Source organism: Azonexus hydrophilus (assembly GCF_905120355.1).
Taxonomy (GTDB): domain Bacteria; phylum Pseudomonadota; class Gammaproteobacteria; order Burkholderiales; family Rhodocyclaceae; genus Azonexus.
This window is the reverse complement of sequence record NZ_CAJHOB010000018.1, coordinates 14,035-32,062: the sequence shown is the minus strand read 5'-3', so window position 1 is coordinate 32,062 and position 18,028 is coordinate 14,035. Positions and strand designations below refer to the sequence as shown.

Sequence of the window (18,028 nt, the reverse complement as noted above, 5' to 3'; positions counted from 1 at the left end):
AATGCGCGCCTTCCCGCATTTCTTTTCCCCGCCATGGAACTCTTCAGTCAATTCATCGATATCGTGCTGCACCTGGACAAATACCTGAGCCTGCTGGTCGCTGAATACGGACTGTGGATTTATGCCATCCTCTTCATCATCATTTTTGCTGAAACGGGGCTTGTGGTTTTTCCGTTCCTGCCCGGTGATTCGCTGTTGTTCGTGGCCGGTGCGCTGGCCGCACTGGGCGAGGGGGGCATGGATATTTTCGTGCTGTGCGGTGTCCTGCTGACGGCAGCCATTCTCGGTAATACGGTGAATTACCAGATCGGCCGCTTTTTTGGCCCACGGGTGTTCCACTGGGAAAACTCGCGCTTCTTCAACAAGGCGGCACTGGAAAAAACGCATGCCTTTTATGAAAAACATGGCGGCAAGACCTTGATCATTTCGCGCTTCCTGCCGCTTTTCCGTACCTTCGCGCCGTTCGTGGCCGGAATTGGCGCCATGGGCTGGGCCAAGTTCAGCATGTATAACCTGATCGGCGCTGCGGCCTGGGTGTTGTCTCTTTGTTTTGCCGGTTACTGGCTCGGCAACATGCCCTGGGTCAAACAGAACCTGTCACTGCTGATTGTCGGCATCATTGCGGTATCGCTGCTGCCGGCTGGCATCGGCTACCTGCAGCATCGGCGCGCGGCATGATACTGCGCCTCCTGTTTGCGGTGGTTCTGCTCAGCGCCTGTTCGACCCAGATCGGCAAGGATGGGCGCAGCACGACGACGGTGGACGGGCGCTACCTGCTGAAAACTGAAATCGATCGGGTGGCCGATACGACGCGGCGCGACGTGGTCGATGGTCTGCTGCGCATCGCCGACAAGCTGTACCGGCGCAATCCGCGCGAATGGAAACAGGCTGGGCAACCCAGCCGCGAGGCAGCAGTGCAGCGCCTGCGCCAGCGCATGGCGGTGGAGTGGCCTGAGCTGGCGGGCAAGCGCGAACGTCTGGCTGCCGCCCAGGCGTTCAACGAAGAATTTACCGGCGACCGAGTTGCGGCCCTGATGCTGGGCCTCCTGACCATGGTCGACACGGCCTTCGAAGGCAAGGACGACTTCTATCTGCTCGACAGCCTGGACGAAATCAAGCTCTACAACGCCGCCCGCAACATGGAAATTGCCATCTGGAAACTGAGCCAGGACCGCTGGAAAAGTGGCGAGCAGGCGGGCAGGTTATTTCTGATTTCGAATGAGCTCGATGCTGCCAATGCCAATCTGTCGTTCGAGCGCGAATTCGGACGCTGCATCGGCCTGCTTGATCTGATGGCGCAAATTGTTGCCGACCGTAGCGGACGTACTTTGTCACGCGTCACCCAGTCGGTAGCGACCATGGTCTTCCTTCCCGTAGGATTTTAATTGCATGAAAAACATCGTCATTCTCATTTCCGGTCGTGGCAGCAACATGGAAGCGCTGATTGCGGCGCGCGACAAAGGCGAACTGCCGGTCAACATCGCTGCCGTCATCAGCAACAAGGCCGACGCCAAGGGACTAGAAACAGCGGCCAAGGCAGGCATCGCCACCCGGGTGCTGGAACACAAGGCGTTTGCCAGCCGCGAAGCGTTCGATACGGCGTTGCTGGCATTGATCGATGAATTCGCACCGGATCTGGTGGTGCTGGCGGGTTTCATGCGTATTCTGACGCCGGATTTCGTACGCCATTACGAAGGTCGCATGTTCAACATTCATCCTTCGCTGCTGCCGGCCTTCCCTGGTTTGCACACGCACCAGCGGGCACTGGCGGAGGGGGTGCGTATTCATGGCTGCACAGTGCATTTCGTGACCGCCGAACTCGACCACGGGCCGGTGGTGATCCAGGCCGCCGTGCCGGTACTGGCGGACGATGATGAAGACCGTCTGGCGGCACGTGTGCTGCAGGAAGAGCACCGGATTTATCCGCAGGCCGTGCGCTGGTTCGCCGAAGATCGCCTGCATCTGGTTGACGGCCGGGTTCAGGTCAGCGGGGCGGCGGCAGATTTCACACGCCTGATTTCCCCCACCTGATTTTTCCCGTCTTACTACACCGAAAATTTAGCTGCTTGCTGTGCGCCGGGCGTTAATCATCGCTGCACTGGGGTCAGTCCTGCTGCATGGCCTGGCGCTGTTCAGCTTTGATTTCGGCATGTTTGGCGAACCGCTGGAACCACTGCCACTGGTGGCGGAAATTCGCCTGCTGCCGCCCGCACCAACGCCGGAAACGCAATCCGTGCCGGAAAAGAGTGAACCGCCTCCGCGCAAGCAGCCACCAGCACCACGTCCCCCCCAGCCGGCACGGGAAGTCCCCGCGCCGGCGGTGGCTGCCGAACCTCTGTCCGACGCAGTGGTCACTGAAACGGCCGCCGAACCCGAAACCCTGCCGCCGGAACCCACCCCGGCACCTGCCCGCGAACCGCTCTTGCCGGCCAGCGGTTACCTGAAATTCGTGGTCATCAAGGAGTCGCTCGGCATGCAGATCGGCATGGCCGAGCATCGCTGGAAATTTTCCGCAGACGGCAGTTACCGCTTGCAGTCGCGGATCGAAACCAGTGGTCTGGCGGCTTTATTCAAACCGCTACGTCAGGAACATGAAAGCCGCGGCCAGATGGGGCCGACCGGTTTGCAACCGATACATTTCAGCGTGCTGCGTAACGGTCAGCCGCGTGGTGAAGATGCCGATTTCGACTGGCAGGCCGGGGAAGTCCTGCTGGAACGCGATGGTAGCCGTCACCCGCTGCACCCGGGGAGTCAGGATGTGCTGTCGCTCAATTACCAGCTGGCTTATCTGTCGCGACTGGAAGAGGGCATCCGCATCGGCGTCGTTACCGGCAAGAAATACGAACACTATGCGCTGGACGCCATGGGTGAGGAGGATATCGACACGCCAGCCGGCCGTTTTCGCACCTTGCATCTGCGCGCAGCCGGGGAAACCCTGACAGAAATCTGGCTGGCGCTCGATCATCAGCGACTCCCGGTTAAAATCCGCTTCACCGATAAAAAAGGGGACAGCTACAGCCAGGTGCTGAGCGAATTTGGCCTGCTCCCACAGTAGGGCCAGGTGCGGCGTCATGACTGCTCCCGCTTGTTTTGTTTTCAACCGAGTTTTTCTGGATGAGTCGTTCATGAAATTTCGCATCACTCCCGCCCTGTTCAAGGAAGCCGAAACCGTACTCGCCCAGGTCCTGCGCTTTGACCGGCCGGCCGATGCCGTGCTGTCGCACTATTTCCGCCTACATCGGCAACTGGGCCATGCCGACCGTGGTTTCGTGGCCGAAACGGTATTTGCCTTCCTGCGCCGCCGCCGCAGTCTGGAAGCGGTATGCAGCGCCCAGCCCGATCACCGGCAGCGCTTGCTGGCCACCCTGGTCCTGGAGCGCGGCTATGGCGAGGCTGATTTGCACGCTGTGCTGAAAGCCGGCGAAGGGGAGTGGTTGGCAACGCTGTCCGGGCAGAGTCGCGCCGAGTTGCCGCCTGCCGTCCGCTGTGATTTGCCGGACTGGCTGTACGAACGCCTGCGGGCACAGCGTGGAGAAGACGCCGTGGACGCCCTGGCGGCGGCGCTGAACCGGCCGGCACCCCTCGATTTGCGGGTCAACAGCTTGCGCAGCACACGGGACGAAGTCTTGCAACAACTTGCCGCCAGTTCGCTGGCCGCCACTGCTGGCCGGCTGTCACCGCTGGCGGTCCGTCTGCGCGGCAAACCGGCGTTGGCCCGTCATCCCCTGTTTCTGTCCGGCGACATTGAGGTGCAGGACGAAGGTAGTCAGTTGTTGGGTCTGCTATTGGAAGCACGGCGCGAGGAAATGGTGGCCGACTTCTGTGCCGGTGCCGGTGGCAAAACCCTGTTGCTGGGGGCACAGATGCGCAACACTGGCCGTCTCTATGCCTTCGACGTTTCGGAAAAGCGGCTAGCCAAGCTGAAACCGCGCCTGGCCCGCTCCGGTCTGTCGAACGTGCATCCGGTACGGATCGAACACGAACGCGATACCAAGATCAAACGGCTGGCCGGCAAGATGGACCGGGTACTGGTGGATGCCCCCTGTTCCGGGCTGGGGACACTGCGGCGCAATCCCGATCTGAAATGGCGACAGAACGCGGAAGCAATCGACGAGCTCACTGTCAAACAGGCCTCCATTCTGGCGGCGGCGGCCACCCTGGTCCGCCCCGGTGGGCGCCTGGTGTATGCCACCTGCAGTCTGCTGGCGGATGAAAACGAGCAGATCGTGCAGGATTTTCTCGCCCGCCAGCCCGATTTCACGCTGCTTCCTGCTGGCGACATTCTCGCCCGGCAGGGCATCGACCTGTCCGGCGAGTTGCTGCATTTGCAACCGGATGTACACGACACCGATGGTTTCTTTGCCGCCGTATTGGAGCGGCGGCAATGAGCAATCCCGACCTGCAGGTGCTGCTGCAGCTGAACCAGCTGCGCCGGGATATCGCCGGGCACGATTTCGTCTGGCAGGTGCTGGCACTGCTGCTCTGTCTCGGCCTGGCGTATTTTCTCGCCCACCGTTGGTTGCGCTGGCGGCGCGAGCAAGCCGAACCGGCCCGCCGTCTGGGCCAGATCGGCGCCCGTCTGGCGTTCCCGTTACTGGCCTCGGGACTGGTAGGGCTGGTGTGCATCCTGCTCAAGCCGTTCATGGCGGTCAGCCTGCTCGGTCTTGCCTGGCCCCTGCTGGCTGCGCTGGCGCTGGTGCGAGCCGTCATTTCCACCCTGCGCCATTCTTTTTCCGACGCCCGCTGGCTGAGCCAGGGTGAGCGGCTCATCAGCAGTCTGGTCTGGCTGTGGCTGGTGCTCTATCTCACCGATCTGGCGCCGCACGTGATCGAGATGTTCGAGCGCGTCGAATTCCGCGTCGGCAAGCGCGAATTCAACCTGTGGATGATCCTCAGTGCCCTGACCACCATTTTCTTCACCGTGGTGACCGCGTTATGGCTGTCCAGCATGGTCGAGAACCGTTTGATGGGCGCCGAGAAACTCGACGGCAACCTGCGTCTGATCGGAGTCCGTGTGGTCAAGGCGGTGCTGACGGTGATTGCCCTGTTGCTCTCGCTGTCGCTGTTCGGCGTCGACATCACCGCGCTCTCGGTCTTTACCGGCGCGCTGGGGGTCGGTTTGGGCATTGGCCTGCAGAAAATCGCCGCCAACTATGTCGCCGGCTTCATCCTGCTGCTGGAACGCGCGATCCGTATCGGCAATCTGGTGCAGGTGGGTGCCGATGCCGGCACCATTAGTGAAATCACCACCCGCTACACGGTGATCCGCAGCGGTAATGGCGTTGAGGCCATCGTGCCGAATGAAACCATGATCAGTTCGACCGTGCTGAACCAGACCCTGACCGACCGCCGCCAGCGCCTGGTCACCAGTGTCGGGGTCGGCTACGGCAGCGACGTCGAGGCTGCACTGCAAACACTGATCGACTGCGCCCTGGCCCAGCCGCGCGTGCTGGCCAGCCCGGCACCAGCCGCCTTCCTCACCCAATTCGCCGACAGCAGCATCAACCTTGAACTGGGGTTCTGGATTGCCGACCCGGAAAACGGCAAGGCCAACATCCTGTCGGCCGTGAATCTCGAAATCTGGCGCCGTTTCAAGGCCCAGGGCATTGAAATCCCCTTCCCACAACGGGAGATCAGGGTGCTATCGGGAGGATGAGAAATCCGCACCAGACGATAAGACTTCTTTACATAGAAATCCGGCCACTCGCTTATCATCTTCAGGCGTTTCATTCCCGGACCGCAGCAGGCAACCGTCTGTATGAACCATTTCAAATGAGGAGCACACCATGGGTATTTTCAGCAGCATTTTGTCCAAACTGGGTTTTGGCAAGGCCGAGGCTGCAGAGCAACCTGCGGCCGCAGTTCAAGCACCGGTGCCCCCAGCACCGGCTGCAGCGGCAGCGCCGGTCGCCATCAGCGTAGTGGATGTAGTCGGTCAGTTGGAAACCTTGGCAGCAAAGCATGCGGAAAAACTGAACTGGAAAGTTTCCATTGTCGATCTGCTGAAACTTCTGGGGCTGGATAGCAGCCTCGGGGCACGCAAGGAACTGGCCACCGAACTCGGCTGCCCAGCCGAGAAGATGGGCGATTCGGCGCAAATGAACATGTGGCTGCACAAGACCGTGCTGCAAAAGCTGGCCGACAACGGCGGCAACGTGCCGAAAGAACTGCTGTAAGCCGCCCACGCTCACCGCTGTCTCAACTACGACGGCCCGCCTCGGCGGGCCGTTTGCGTCAACGACACCCCACATGGAGCGCAAATCCCGCGCTGTGCCGTGCGAAAATGCGCGCTTCCTGAATTTCCTGTTCTCTCATGGCTTACCGAAAACTCAACGTGCCGCAGCGCGGCATGCTCGATGCTTACGAAAACCTGCTCGCCAGTCGCGGCTTCGTCGCCGATGAGGCACAGATGCGCGCGGCCCGGGCCCTGCAGGCGCTCTATGAAAACCTGCTGCAGTTCAAGGTGCAGCGCGGCAGCACACTAAAACGCCTGCTGTCGCCGCCGAAACCGCCGCAAGGGGTGTATTTCTGGGGCGGGGTCGGACGCGGCAAAAGTTTCCTGATGGATTGCTTTTACGAATCCGTACCTTACCGGCGCAAGAAACGTCTGCACTTCCATTCCTTCATGCAGCAGATTCACCGCGACCTGGAAAAATTCAAAGGCGAACCCGATCCCATGCTGAAAGTGGCGGCGGCCATCGCCAAGGAGGTGCGGCTGCTCTGTTTCGATGAATTCCACGTCTCCGACATTGCCGATGCCATGATTCTGGGGCGACTGCTGGAAGGTTTGTTCGCTCAGGGCGTGGTACTGGTGATGACCTCCAACTACCCCCCCGAGCAGCTCTATCCGAACGGTCTGCACCGGGAGAGCTTTCTGCCGGCGATTGCCTTGCTGAAAAAACATCTCGACGTATACGAGGTGGAGGCCGGGATTGATTACCGCCTGCGGGCGCTGGAACAGGTAGAGATCTACCACTATCCGGCAGATGCAGCTGCGGAAGCCAAGATGCGTGATTATTTCCGCGTTGTGGCGGGCGAGGAGGGGCAGGAAGGCGGGCAGATCAGCGTGCTGGACCGCGACATTCCCGCCTTGCGCCGGGCGAACGGCGTCATCTGGTTCGATTTCCGCACCCTGTGCGGTGGGCCTCGCTCGCAGAATGATTACCTGGAAATCTCGCGGGCCTACCATACCGTACTGCTCTCCGGCATCCCGCGTCTGACACAGCATCAGGCTTCGGAAGCGCGTCGCCTGACCTGGCTGGTGGACGTGTTCTACGATAACAAGGTCAAATTGATTGCCACCGCCGAGTGTGCCGCCGAAGATCTGTACACCGAAGGAACGCAGGCAACCGAATTCAAACGCACGGTCAGTCGCCTGACCGAGATGAATTCGCGCGCCTATCTCGCCGAAGCGCACATCGTTGCGCCCTGAAAGGAAACTACCGATGCGCCGCTATCCAAGAATTTTCCTGCTGCTGTGCTGCATGTTGTGGACGGGGCTGGCCGCGGCACAACTGGAAGTCATTCCGCTGAAGAGTCGCACGGTGGACGAGGTTCTTCCCGTACTGCTGCCGCTGGTGGAACCCGGCGGCACCCTGACGGGAATGAACAACCAGCTTTTCCTGCGCAGCTCACCGGCCAATCAGGCGGAAATCAAGCGGGCACTGGCGGCCATCGATCGCCCGGCGCGCCGTCTGGTCATTCATGTAGCACTGGACCGGCAGCAGGTGCAGGCAGACCGCGGTGCGACAGTTTCCGGACAGGTGACGCTGGGGAATCGCAGCGGTGTGAACGGACGCGGCGAAGTCTGGGATACGCGCAGCACGCGGGGCGAGAACAGCGCGCAACGGGTACAGGTGGTGGATGGCGGACAGGCGTTCATTCAGGTCGGGCGCAGTCTGCCACTGCCTTTGCGACAAGCGGTGATCGGCCCTGGCGGGGCGATGGTGCAGGAAAGCATCGTTTACCACGATGTCGGCAGCGGTTTTTACGCACGGCCACGGGTCAACGGGGAACGGGTCACCCTCGACATCAGCCAGCACAACGACCGCCAGACCGGACGCCGACATGGCGCGCCTGGCGCAATTGCCACGCAGGAGTTATCGACTACCGTCAGCGGTCGCCTGGGCGAATGGATCGAACTGGGCGGCGTCGGCCAGCAGCAAGTGCAACGTCAGGGCGGCGGATTCAGCATCGGTACCGCGCAGGTCAGCGAAGCACGTTCGATCTGGCTGAAAGTCGAAGCAGTAGCGCAATAAACGCGCTTTCCCGGCACGAAAAAATCGGGCCGGAGCAATACGCCGGCCCGACAGGCAACTCACAGTGATCCCCGAAACCGCTGTTCAGCCCCGATCAAACAGGCTGAAGCAACGGAAAACGCACCTCAACGGCTGATCGGCTTGTAGCGGATGCGCTTCGGTTTGGCGCCTTCTTCACCCATCCGGCGTTTCTTGTCTTCTTCGTATTCCTGGTAGTTGCCCGGGAAGAAGGTCCACTGCGACTCGCCTTCGGCCGCCAGGATGTGCGTGCAGATGCGGTCGAGGAACCAGCGGTCGTGCGAGATGACCAGCGCGCAACCGGGGAATTCGAGCAGCGCGTCTTCCAGCGCACGCAGGGTTTCCACATCGAGGTCATTCGACGGTTCGTCGAGCAGCAGCACATTGCCACCGGTCATCAGTGTCTTGGCCAGATGTAGGCGGCCACGTTCGCCACCGGAAAGTTTGCCGACCTGCTTGCCCTGATCACCGCCCTTGAAGTTGAAACGGCCGATGTAGGCACGGCTGGGCATCTCGAACTTGCCGATCTGCAGGATGTCGCTGCCTTGCGCCAGTTCTTCGAACACCGTCTTGTTGCCATCGAGGCAGTCACGCGACTGATCAACATAAGCGAGTTTGACGGTCTGGCCGATCTTCACTTCGCCGGCATCCGGCTGCTGCTGGCCGGTAATCATCTTGAACAGGGTCGACTTACCAGCACCGTTGGGACCGATGATGCCGACGATGGCGCCGGGCGGAATGGCGAAGCTGAGATTGTCGATCAGCAACTTGTCGCCAAAAGCCTTGGATACGCCGTTGAATTCGATCACCTGATCACCCAGGCGCTCGCCCACCGGGATGAAGATTTCCTGGGTTTCATTGCGCTTCTGGTACTCGTGCGAGGACATTTCCTCGAAGCGGGAAAGACGCGCCTTGGACTTGGCCTGACGCGCCTTCGGGTTGGAGCGCACCCACTCCAGTTCCTGCTTCATCGCCTTCATCCGCGCCGCTTCCTGTTTCTGCTCCTGCTCCAGGCGGGCTTCCTTCTGCTCCAGCCAACTGGAGTAGTTGCCCTTCCAGGGAATGCCCTCACCACGGTCGAGTTCAAGAATCCACTCGGCGGCGTTGTCGAGGAAGTAACGGTCGTGGGTCACAGCAACCACGGTACCCGGGAAACGGACGAGGAATTGCTCCAGCCATTCAACCGATTCGGCATCGAGGTGGTTGGTCGGTTCGTCGAGCAGCAGCATGTCGGGTTTCGACAGCAGTAGCTTGGCCAGCGCCACGCGGCGCTTCTCGCCACCGGAAAGAACGCCAATTTTCGCATCCCAGGGCGGCAGGCGCAGCGCGTCAGCGGCGATTTCCATCTGGTGTTCGACATCGGCGCCGGCGGTGGCGATGATGGCTTCCAGCCGTGCCTGTTCTTCCGCCAGCTTGTCGAAATCGGCGTTTTCGTCCGCATACGCAGCGTAAATTTCGTCGAGCTTGGCCTGCGCCTGCATGATTTCGCCCAGCGCCGACTCGACTTCCTCGCGCACCGTCTTGTCGGCGTCGAGCTGCGGTTCCTGCGGCAGATAGCCAATGGAAATATTGGGTTGCCACTGCACTTCGCCGTCGTATTCCTTTTCCACGCCGGCCATGATCTTGAGCACGGTCGACTTGCCGGCACCGTTCAGACCCAGCAGGCCGATCTTGGCGCCGGGAAAGAAAGACAGGGAAATATCCTTGATGATCTGCCGTTTTGGCGGAACGATCTTGCTGACGCGCAGCATCGACATTACGTATTGAGCCATGGGAGCCTGGAGCCTTGTGACAAAGATAAACGCCCGAGTGTACGGGGTGGCGCGCGAAATGACCAGAGGGCAGGGCGGGCGGCGCTACAATGTCGCTTTGCAAATTTCTGCCGTTAGCAGACCTTTCAGCATATGAAGCGGATTTCCTTTCTCCAGGGCATGCTGGTCGGCTTTGTCTTCATCGTCGCCCTGCTGGGCGGGGTGGCGATCAACAGCTGGCTGCTGCTGGAGAATCTGGTCGGTGAAAGCCGTGAAAACAGTGCCCTGGCGGTCGAACTGAGCGCCGCCATTCAGACCCTGAACGAACGCAGCGTCGATATGGAGCGCAGTGCCCGGCAATATCTGGTCCTCGGTGACGGCGATCTGCGCCGTCGCTTCCAGAGCTATCTTGAAGAGTCCTACGAGCAGCTCGGCCGCATCGAGGCGCTGGCCGCGCCGGGTCTGGGCGATGTGCCGGCACAATGGCGCAGCGTGGCAGGCAAGATCAGCCGCCGCCTGGCACGACAAAACGAGAAGACAGAGGAAGACATCCTGGTCCTGCTTGACCGCCTGGGCAGTCTCAACAATCAGGTGGCCCAGGCCGGGCAGCGCTGGATGGATAGCGAAAACACCCGCCTCATTCACGAACTGGAGAAGCATCGCATCCAGCTGGGCAGCAAGCTCGCTTTGGCGCTGATCGGCGCGGTTAGCGTGGCGCTGGTCATGGGCTGGTGGCTGCTGCGTCCGGTACGGCAGCTCGACCGGGCGATCCGGCGCCTGGGCGCGCGACGTTTCGAGGAAGAAATCAATGTCGGCGGCCCGATCGACTTGCGCCGCCTGGGACGCCGTCTTGACTGGCTTCGCCAGCATCTGGCGGAACTGGAAAGCGACCGGCAGAAAACACTGCGCCATGTCTCGCATGAGCTCAAGACACCGCTCACGGCGCTCAAGGAAGGCGCGGCCCTGCTGGCGGAAGAAGTCCCCGGGCCGCTCTCGCCGGGTCAGCGGGAAGTGGTCCAGATCATGGCGCACAACGTACTTGGCCTGCAGGGGCGGATCGAAAGCCTGCTCGGCCTCAATGCGGCAATTTTTGATGCCCGCCAGCTCAACATGGTGCGCTGCGAAGCAGGGCAGTTGCTGACCGAAGCCGTCAGCCGGCATGAATTGCGGGCGCAGACACGGCAAATCCATATCACGCAGCAGATCGATCCGGGCGAAGTCCGCCTTGACACCGGAAAAATGGCGCTGATTCTGGATAACCTCTTGGCCAACGCCATTGATTTCAGCCCACAGGGAGGGGAAATCGTTCTGGCGGCACGGCGCGCACCTGATGCCTGGCATTTCGACTGCATCGATGCCGGCTGTGGCGTGGCCCCCGATGACAGTGAACGAATTTTCCAGCCCTTCGTGCAAGGTCGCCTGCCGGCGCCTGTCGCCCGGCGCGGGAGCGGTGTTGGCCTGTCCATCGTCCGTGAACTGGCCAATGCCATGGGGGGCAAGGTTGATTTACTGGCGTCCGCCCAGGGCGCGCATTTTCGAGTCGAGATTCCTGATGCACACTGAAACACGCACCTTCCTGCCGCTATGCCGGCGTTTCTGTACCGTCGTAGTTTGCCTGGCGGCGACCGCCTGCAGCAGCACAGCGCCGCAGGCACCAGCAGCTTCACCTGCTGCGCTCCCGACAGCATCCGCTGCCCCCCCGGATGCCACCAGTCAGTCCGTCGTTCCGGCCGTGGTTCTACCCGCCGCCACCCGCCATGCCCTGATTGCTGCCCTGGCCTACCGGCAGGGGTTGCAGGGCATGTCGGCGAGTGAAATTGCGCGCGAGCGTAGCCAGCTGGCGGCCACTACCGGTAATCCGGAAAACCAGATGCGCCTCGCCTTGTTGTATGCCCAGACGCGCACCTCGACCGGTGATCCGGCCAAGGCCCTGTCCCTGGCCGAAACCTTGCTGAAATCAAATGATCCCGCCGCAGTGGCCTTACAGCCACTGGCGGCCCTGCTGGTCGAACAACTGACCGAGCGTGTGCGTCTGGAAGGTGTGCAGGAACGATTGCAAATGCAGGGCAAGGAAAACCAGCGCAAGATTCATGACCTGCAGGAAAAACTGGAGCGTCTGGCCAACATTGAACGCAGCCTGCCGGCGCGTTCGACACCTACTGGGAAACTGCCATGAGCGAGCCCGTAGCGACATCTGGTACGAAAAACGGGCAGGGCGCCCACATCCTGGTCATCGACGACGATGAGGATATTCTGCGCCTGCTCTCCATGCGCCTGAAAGCCAGCGGCTATCGTGTCAGCGCGGCGGGCTCGGTCGAGGAAGGACTGACCCTGATCGCCGTTGACCCGCCGCGTGTCGTGGTCAGTGACATCCGGCTACCAGGGCGCGACGGGCTATCCCTGTTCGAAGAATTGCGTACCACGCATCCCGGCCTGCCGGTCATCCTGCTGACCGCCCACGGCACCATACCGGATGCGGTGGATGCCACGTCACGCGGAGTCTTCGGCTATCTGACCAAACCTTTCGACAGCCAGGTGCTACTGGCCAAGATCGACCAGGCACTTGCCTTGTCAGCCGCCCCCGTGACCGACAACACAGCGGAGGGCGACAACAAATGGGCGGATGGCATGGTGTACCGCAGTGCCCGCATGGCCCAACTGATGAGCGAGGCACGCATGGTGGCGGCCTCCGATGCCAGCATCCTGATCCGGGGTGAAAGCGGCAGCGGCAAGGAAGTACTGGCGCGCGCCATCCATCAGGCCAGCCCGCGGGCCAGTAAACCCTTCATCGCCATCAATTGCGGCGCCATTCCTGAAGCATTGCTCGAATCCGAATTATTCGGTCACGCGCGCGGTGCCTTTACCGGCGCGGCAACAGCACGCCGGGGGCTGGTCCAGGCCGCCGACGGGGGCACCCTGTTTCTCGATGAAATCGGCGACATGCCCTTGCCGCTGCAGGTCAAACTACTGCGTGTGCTGCAGGAACGGGTGGTGCGGCCGGTCGGCGCGACGCAATCGGAAAAAGTGGACGTCCGTTTCATTTCCGCCACCCATCGCGACCTGGAAGCCGCCATGCAGCACGGCGAATTCCGCGAAGACCTGTACTACCGGCTCGACGTGGTCTCCCTGACCCTGCCACGGCTGGAGGAACGACGCGAGGATATTCCCCTGCTGGCGACACACTTTCTGCGCCAGCTGGCGACGAAATATGCTCGTCCCTTCACTGGCTTCGCGCCGGAAGCCCTGGAAGCGCTGGCGACGGCCAAATGGCCGGGCAATGTACGCCAGCTGTTCAATGTGGTCGAACAAAGCTGCGCGCTCAGTTCGACCCCCCTGATCCCGGTCAGCCTGGTCCAGCGCGCCCTGCGCGCACCGCGCATGGAAGCGCTGAGCTACGCCGAGGCCAAACAGCGTTTCGAGCGCGATTACCTGGTCAGCCTGCTGAAACTGACCGACGGCAACGTTGCCGATGCGGCCCGGATTGCCGATCGCAACCGTACGGAACTCTATCGTTTGCTGCAGAAATACGATCTCACGCCGGCTATGTTCCGCCAAGGAGAAGGGGAGGTTTAGCCTGCAGACGGTTGAACCTTGCCCAGAAACGATAAGCCCGCTGATTCATCGAATCAGCGGGCTTGAATTTGGTGGGTGCTAACGGGGTCGAACCGCTGACATTCGCCTTGTAAGGGAGAATTGTTATCAATGTATACAATAAGTTACGTTGCTTTCCAACCGTGGTTTCCCGATCTGTAGAGAACAAGTAATCTGTCCTGAGTTGTAGCAAATGATCTGTCCGGTTCTATGTTGTACCAAGGAGGCACTACAGGAGGTTAGGGAAATGTGGTTCGAGGAAGCGTATGGAGGATGGGATTCTGGTTGTCTGACGAGGGCAGAGTCGGTTGTTTGCCGATGGCTGCACAGTCTGCGTCGGTCAGCAGATGGCCACCGTCACTTGGCGTGGCTGTCGAAGATCGCCAACAAATCATCCAGAGTCTGATCCACCCACTCGAGGTCACCGACGTGGCCCCAGTGGATGGCCTCCGGGTCGTGGCCGAAGTGGTCGTCGGCCAGTTGCTGTAGTCGGGCCAACTTGATGTGGATGGCGGCGGCGCGGGCGAGATAGGCGTCGATGGCAGTGGGCTGGGTGTTCATGGTGAGCTCCGGGTTGATTGATGACGCCACCATTCACGCGCTGAACGATCAAGAAGCCAAGCGATAGGGGTAATAACCATCAAAAATGGGGTAACGGTGCCAGCCATTACCCCAATCGCCACACCGTCAATCACAGCCATTTCAAGGTGGCCGCCACCGCAGCCGTCTGGTAGACTGATGACGACTTAAAACGACTTTGATGCCTCTGTGAGCGCCAATGCCATGAACGCCGAACCCTGGGTCACTGCCATCGATGTCGCCCGGCATTTGGGCGTGGTGAAGGACACCGTCTATCGCTGGCGCGAGCGCAAGGGCTTGCCCGCGCACAAGATCGGGCGGCTGTGGAAATTCCAGCTCTCCGAGGTGGACGAATGGGTGCGCGCCGGGGGCGCGGATGAAGACAGCAGCGCATCCGCTGAACAGAACAATGAGAACAACGCATGAACGTGCAGCAACTCGAAAACGAACTGTGGGAAGCCGCTGACCAGCTGCGCGCCAACTCCAAACTCACCGCCGCCGAATACTCGATGCCGGTGCTGGGCCTGATCTTCCTGCGCCACGCCGACAACCGTTTCAAAGCCTACCTGCCTGACATCGAAGCCGACATCCCGCCGCAGGTGCCTGCCACCCAGCGCGAAGCACTGATCAAACTCGGTTTTCAGGGCAAGGCGGCCATTTACTTGCCCGAGGCGGCGCGTTTTGACCGCATCGTCAGCCTGCCGCAAGGGGCCAAGGTGGGCGAAATCATCGACGCCGCCATGGACGCGGTCGAGGCCGAATACCCGGTGTTGTCCGGTGCCTTGCCGCGTGGCTATGCCGCCTTCGAGCCTGATCTGCTGGCCGAACTGGTCAAGATTTTCGACCGCCCCGCCATCAAGGCCGCCACCGGCGATGTGTTCGGGCGCATTTACGAATACTTCCTCAACAAGTTCGCCATGAGCGGCGCGCAGGAAGGCGGCGAATTCTTCACACCACCGTCGCTGGTGCGCATGATCGTCAACGTCATCGAGCCGGATCACGGCCTCGTGCTCGATCCGGCCTGCGGCTCGGCCGGCATGTTCGTGCAGACCGGCCATTTCATCGAAGATGTGCGCCACGCCGTGGTCAACGATTCCGTCACCTTCCACGGTCAGGAAAAAAGCGACACCAATACCAAACTGGCGCGCATGAACCTGGTGGTGCACGGCCTGGATGCCTCCAACATTCGCCAGGGCAACACCTTCTACGACCAGGCTGAACACCTGATCGGCCAGTGCGATTTCGTCATGGCCAACCCGCCATTCAATGTGGACGGCGTGGATACCAAAAAGGTGGAAGCCCAGGTGGATGAGGCAGGGCGCTTGCCCTTTGGCCTGCCCGGCACCAATGCCAAAACAGGTGCCATCAGCAACGCCAACAGCCTGTGGATTCAGTACTTCTACGCCTACCTGAACGACACGGGCCGCGCCGGTTTCGTCATGGCCTCCAGCGCCTCCGATGCGGGCAACAAAGACCGCGACATCCGCGAGCAGCTGGTCAAAACCGGCCACGTCGATGTGATGATGGCCATTGGCAACAAGTTCTTCTACACCCGCAGCCTGCCGTGCACCCTGTGGTTCTTCGACAAAGGCAAGCCGCAGGACCTGCAAGACCAGGTGCTAATGATCGACGCGCGCAACGTGTATCACGTGGTGTCGGCCCGTTCGCACGTGTTCACCGATGAGCAACTCGCCAACCTCAACGCCATCGTCTGGCTGTACCGGGGCGAGCGCGAGAAATTCATCGCCTTGGTGGCACGCCACCAGCGGCAAGTGGATGACTGGCTGGCCGCCATTCCCGCACGCATCGAGGCTGACACCGCCGCCGTGCAGGCCTTGGCTGCGCCGCTGCAAGCCTTTGCCTGTCAAGCCACGCTCGCGGAATTGAACGCCGACCAAGCCGAGGATGCGCAGATCACACCGGCCCAGCTCGACACCTTCAAGGCAGAGCTGGCCGCAGCCCAGGCCGAAACGCACGTGGCGGACAGCATTGCCGCGCTGCTCAGCGCCTGCACCCAGGCCCGATCCGCCATCGCTCAAGCCGACCTGACCGACCACGCCGCGCAGGTGACGCTGCAAACCACGCTCGATGCCCTGGCCCCGCAACTCAAAGCCACCGGCAAGCTGCTCGAAGCCCGCCACAAGCAATGGCTAAAACTGCTGGATACGGCCGAAAAGCAGCTACGTGCCCGCCAGAGCAAAGCCTTCGACGGCAAAGCCGCCCGCGACGCCAAGCGTGCCTTGCTGGCTGCCGATAGCAAAAAGAACGAAGCCCCCACCGTGCGCGATGCGGTGCTCGACGCCCTCAAGCAGGCCGCCTATTTCATCCACCAGGTGCACTGGCTGCACAGCCGCTTTCCGCAGGCCTTGTTTGAGGATGTGGCCGGCTTGTGCAAGGCCGTCAGCGTGGAGGACATCGCCGCCAACGACTATTCGCTCACCCCGGGCCGTTATGTGGGCGTGGCCGCCGCGCTGGATGACGATGAAGACGACTTTGCGGAAATCCTGCGCGGCATCCATGCCGAACTGGCCGAGCTGAACGACAAAGCGGTGGAACTGGCGGGGCGAATTGCGAGCAACTTTGAGGAGTTGTTGGGATGAGTTGGCCCAAACTACCGTTGGATCAGCTTGGGTATGTGTCCCGAGGCCGATCGCGACACCGTCCGCGAAACGACCCGACTCTGTATGGAGGTCCGTACCCTTTCATTCAGACGGGAGATGTGAAGCACGCGAATTTTCGGATTACCGAACACACTGCGACATACAGCGAGGCAGGTTTGGCTCAGAGCCGCTTATGGCCCAAAGACACGCTTTGCATCACGATTGCAGCCAACATTGCAGACACAGCCCTTCTGGGGTACGAAGCGTGTTTTCCTGACAGTGTGATCGGTTTTGTCGCAGATAAGGAAAAAGCTGATCCGCGCTTTGTGAAATATTACTTCGACATCATTCAGCGCGAGCTACAGATGGTGTCTCAAGGCGCAACCCAAGATAACTTAAGCCAAGAAAAGTTGCTGTCGTTCGGAATTGCTTGCCCACCAATTGATGTGCAGCGCCAAGTTGCTGAAGTGCTTTCCGCCTACGACGACCTGATCGCCACCAACCAGCGACGCATCGCCTTGCTCGAAGATGCCGCCCGCCGCCTCTACCGCGAGTGGTTCGTGCACCTGCGCTTTCCCGGCCATGAATCGGTGCCGGTGAAGGATGGGGTACCGGAGGGATGGTTACAGGGCTCCGCGCACGACTTCATTTCAATCCTGAGCGGCGGTACGCCAAAAACTGGCGTTGAACATTACTGGGGCGGTGACATTCCGTTCTTTACGCCAAAAGATAGTCCGGATGCGTTTTACGTTCTTGGGACAGAAAAAACGCTGACGGAGAGCGGACTAGCCAGTTGCAATAGCCGGCTTTTTGCAAAAAACACCACGTTTATCACCGCGCGAGGTACGGTTGGGAAAGTCGCATTAGCGCAGAAACCAATGGCGATGAACCAGTCTTGCTACGCTCTGGCACCAAAACAGGACTACGACAATTTGTTCCTGTTTGCTGCTATCAAAGATGCGGTCGAGCACTTCAAACAAGTTGCCGTCGGCGGCGTCTTCGATGCAATCGTCGTCGACGCCTTCAAGGTGATCCCTTTTGTGTTGCCGGATGCTGTGGTAACTCGGGCTTTCGGGAACGCTGTTCGACCGCTATTTCAACAGGTCGAAACATTGTTGTTGCAAAACTCGCAACTTGCCCAAGCCCGCGACCTCCTGCTCCCCAAGCTGATGTCCGGCCAACTCGATGTTTCTGGCATCGCCTTGCCCGATGAGGTGGCGGCGTGACCACG

General features: G+C 60.7%; 17 protein-coding genes. 15 read left to right on the top strand and 2 right to left on the bottom strand.

From position 1 onward, the window contains the following. Window positions 1–33 precede the first annotated feature (33 nt). The 9 genes from JYJ39_RS12635 to JYJ39_RS12595 all read left to right on the top strand — a co-directional run bounded on the left by JYJ39_RS12635 (window position 34) and on the right by JYJ39_RS12595 (window position 8,258). Complete coding sequence (locus JYJ39_RS12635; RefSeq protein ID WP_205204802.1) at window positions 34–678, top strand: DedA family protein; 645 nt, start codon at window positions 34–36, stop codon at window positions 676–678. Then, window positions 675–1,385, top strand: coding sequence for a hypothetical protein (locus tag JYJ39_RS12630; RefSeq protein ID WP_205204800.1), 711 nt, complete (start codon window positions 675–677; stop codon window positions 1,383–1,385). The genes JYJ39_RS12635 and JYJ39_RS12630 overlap by 4 nt, the downstream gene beginning before the upstream one ends. Before the next feature lie 4 nt (window positions 1,386–1,389). Then, window positions 1,390–2,031 (top strand): phosphoribosylglycinamide formyltransferase, encoded by a 642-nt coding sequence (gene purN / locus JYJ39_RS12625; protein ID WP_205204799.1) that lies wholly within the window; start codon window positions 1,390–1,392, stop codon window positions 2,029–2,031. A gap of 40 nt (window positions 2,032–2,071) precedes the next feature. Then, entirely contained in the window at window positions 2,072–3,055 is a 984-nt protein-coding gene (locus JYJ39_RS12620; protein ID WP_205204798.1) for a DUF3108 domain-containing protein, read from the top strand. Between the two features lie 70 nt (window positions 3,056–3,125). Then, the gene (locus tag JYJ39_RS12615) at window positions 3,126–4,388 is read left to right on the top strand and encodes an RsmB/NOP family class I SAM-dependent RNA methyltransferase (protein WP_205204797.1); all 1,263 of its coding nucleotides are present in this window, start codon (window positions 3,126–3,128) and stop codon (window positions 4,386–4,388) included. Beyond that, window positions 4,385–5,656 carry a mechanosensitive ion channel family protein gene (locus tag JYJ39_RS12610; RefSeq protein WP_205204796.1) on the top strand — a complete coding sequence of 424 codons (1,272 nt, stop codon included), beginning with the start codon at window positions 4,385–4,387 and terminating at the stop codon, window positions 5,654–5,656. Before JYJ39_RS12615 ends, JYJ39_RS12610 begins: the two co-directional genes overlap by 4 nt. Window positions 5,657–5,786: 130 nt before the next feature. Further along, window positions 5,787–6,176 (top strand): DUF3597 domain-containing protein, encoded by a 390-nt coding sequence (locus JYJ39_RS12605; protein WP_205204795.1) that lies wholly within the window; start codon window positions 5,787–5,789, stop codon window positions 6,174–6,176. A gap of 137 nt (window positions 6,177–6,313) precedes the next feature. Continuing rightward, entirely contained in the window at window positions 6,314–7,432 is a 1,119-nt protein-coding gene (gene zapE / locus JYJ39_RS12600; protein ID WP_205204794.1) for a cell division protein ZapE, read from the top strand. A gap of 13 nt (window positions 7,433–7,445) precedes the next feature. Beyond that, window positions 7,446–8,258: a secretin N-terminal domain-containing protein gene (locus JYJ39_RS12595; RefSeq protein WP_205204793.1), complete on the top strand. Its 813-nt coding sequence runs from the start codon at window positions 7,446–7,448 to the stop codon at window positions 8,256–8,258. A 125-nt stretch (window positions 8,259–8,383) separates the two neighbouring features. Here the strand turns inward: JYJ39_RS12595 and ettA are convergent, their stop codons facing one another. Continuing rightward, complete coding sequence (gene ettA / locus JYJ39_RS12590; protein WP_205204791.1) at window positions 8,384–10,048, bottom strand: energy-dependent translational throttle protein EttA; 1,665 nt, start codon at window positions 10,046–10,048, stop codon at window positions 8,384–8,386. A gap of 132 nt (window positions 10,049–10,180) precedes the next feature. Here ettA and JYJ39_RS12585 point away from each other — a divergent pair, with 132 nt between their 5' ends. Genes JYJ39_RS12585 through JYJ39_RS12575 form a run of 3 tightly spaced genes read left to right on the top strand, consistent with a single transcriptional unit; the run spans window position 10,181 to window position 13,600 of the window. Beyond that, window positions 10,181–11,590, top strand: coding sequence for a HAMP domain-containing sensor histidine kinase (locus tag JYJ39_RS12585; protein ID WP_205204789.1), 1,410 nt, complete (start codon window positions 10,181–10,183; stop codon window positions 11,588–11,590). Beyond that, on the top strand, window positions 11,580–12,203 hold the full coding sequence (locus JYJ39_RS12580) for a hypothetical protein (RefSeq protein WP_205204788.1): 624 nt from the start codon (window positions 11,580–11,582) through the stop codon (window positions 12,201–12,203). The genes JYJ39_RS12585 and JYJ39_RS12580 overlap by 11 nt, the downstream gene beginning before the upstream one ends. Further along, the gene (locus tag JYJ39_RS12575) at window positions 12,200–13,600 is read left to right on the top strand and encodes a sigma 54-interacting transcriptional regulator (RefSeq protein ID WP_205204787.1); all 1,401 of its coding nucleotides are present in this window, start codon (window positions 12,200–12,202) and stop codon (window positions 13,598–13,600) included. The genes JYJ39_RS12580 and JYJ39_RS12575 overlap by 4 nt, the downstream gene beginning before the upstream one ends. Window positions 13,601–13,975: 375 nt before the next feature. Here JYJ39_RS12575 and JYJ39_RS12570 read toward each other — a convergent pair whose 3' ends face one another. Beyond that, window positions 13,976–14,179, bottom strand: a complete 204-nt coding sequence (locus tag JYJ39_RS12570; protein WP_205204785.1) for a hypothetical protein — start codon at window positions 14,177–14,179, stop codon at window positions 13,976–13,978. Window positions 14,180–14,401: 222 nt separating this feature from the next. On the opposite strand from JYJ39_RS12570, the gene JYJ39_RS12565 reads away from it, so the two are divergent. Genes JYJ39_RS12565 through JYJ39_RS12555 form a run of 3 tightly spaced genes read left to right on the top strand, consistent with a single transcriptional unit; the run spans window position 14,402 to window position 18,023 of the window. Continuing rightward, entirely contained in the window at window positions 14,402–14,623 is a 222-nt protein-coding gene (locus JYJ39_RS12565; protein WP_142080949.1) for a helix-turn-helix domain-containing protein, read from the top strand. After that, complete coding sequence (locus JYJ39_RS12560; RefSeq protein WP_205204784.1) at window positions 14,620–16,797, top strand: N-6 DNA methylase; 2,178 nt, start codon at window positions 14,620–14,622, stop codon at window positions 16,795–16,797. The genes JYJ39_RS12565 and JYJ39_RS12560 overlap by 4 nt, the downstream gene beginning before the upstream one ends. Next, window positions 16,794–18,023 carry a restriction endonuclease subunit S gene (locus JYJ39_RS12555; protein ID WP_205204783.1) on the top strand — a complete coding sequence of 410 codons (1,230 nt, stop codon included), beginning with the start codon at window positions 16,794–16,796 and terminating at the stop codon, window positions 18,021–18,023. Before JYJ39_RS12560 ends, JYJ39_RS12555 begins: the two co-directional genes overlap by 4 nt. The last annotated feature ends 5 nt before the right edge of the window (window positions 18,024–18,028 follow it).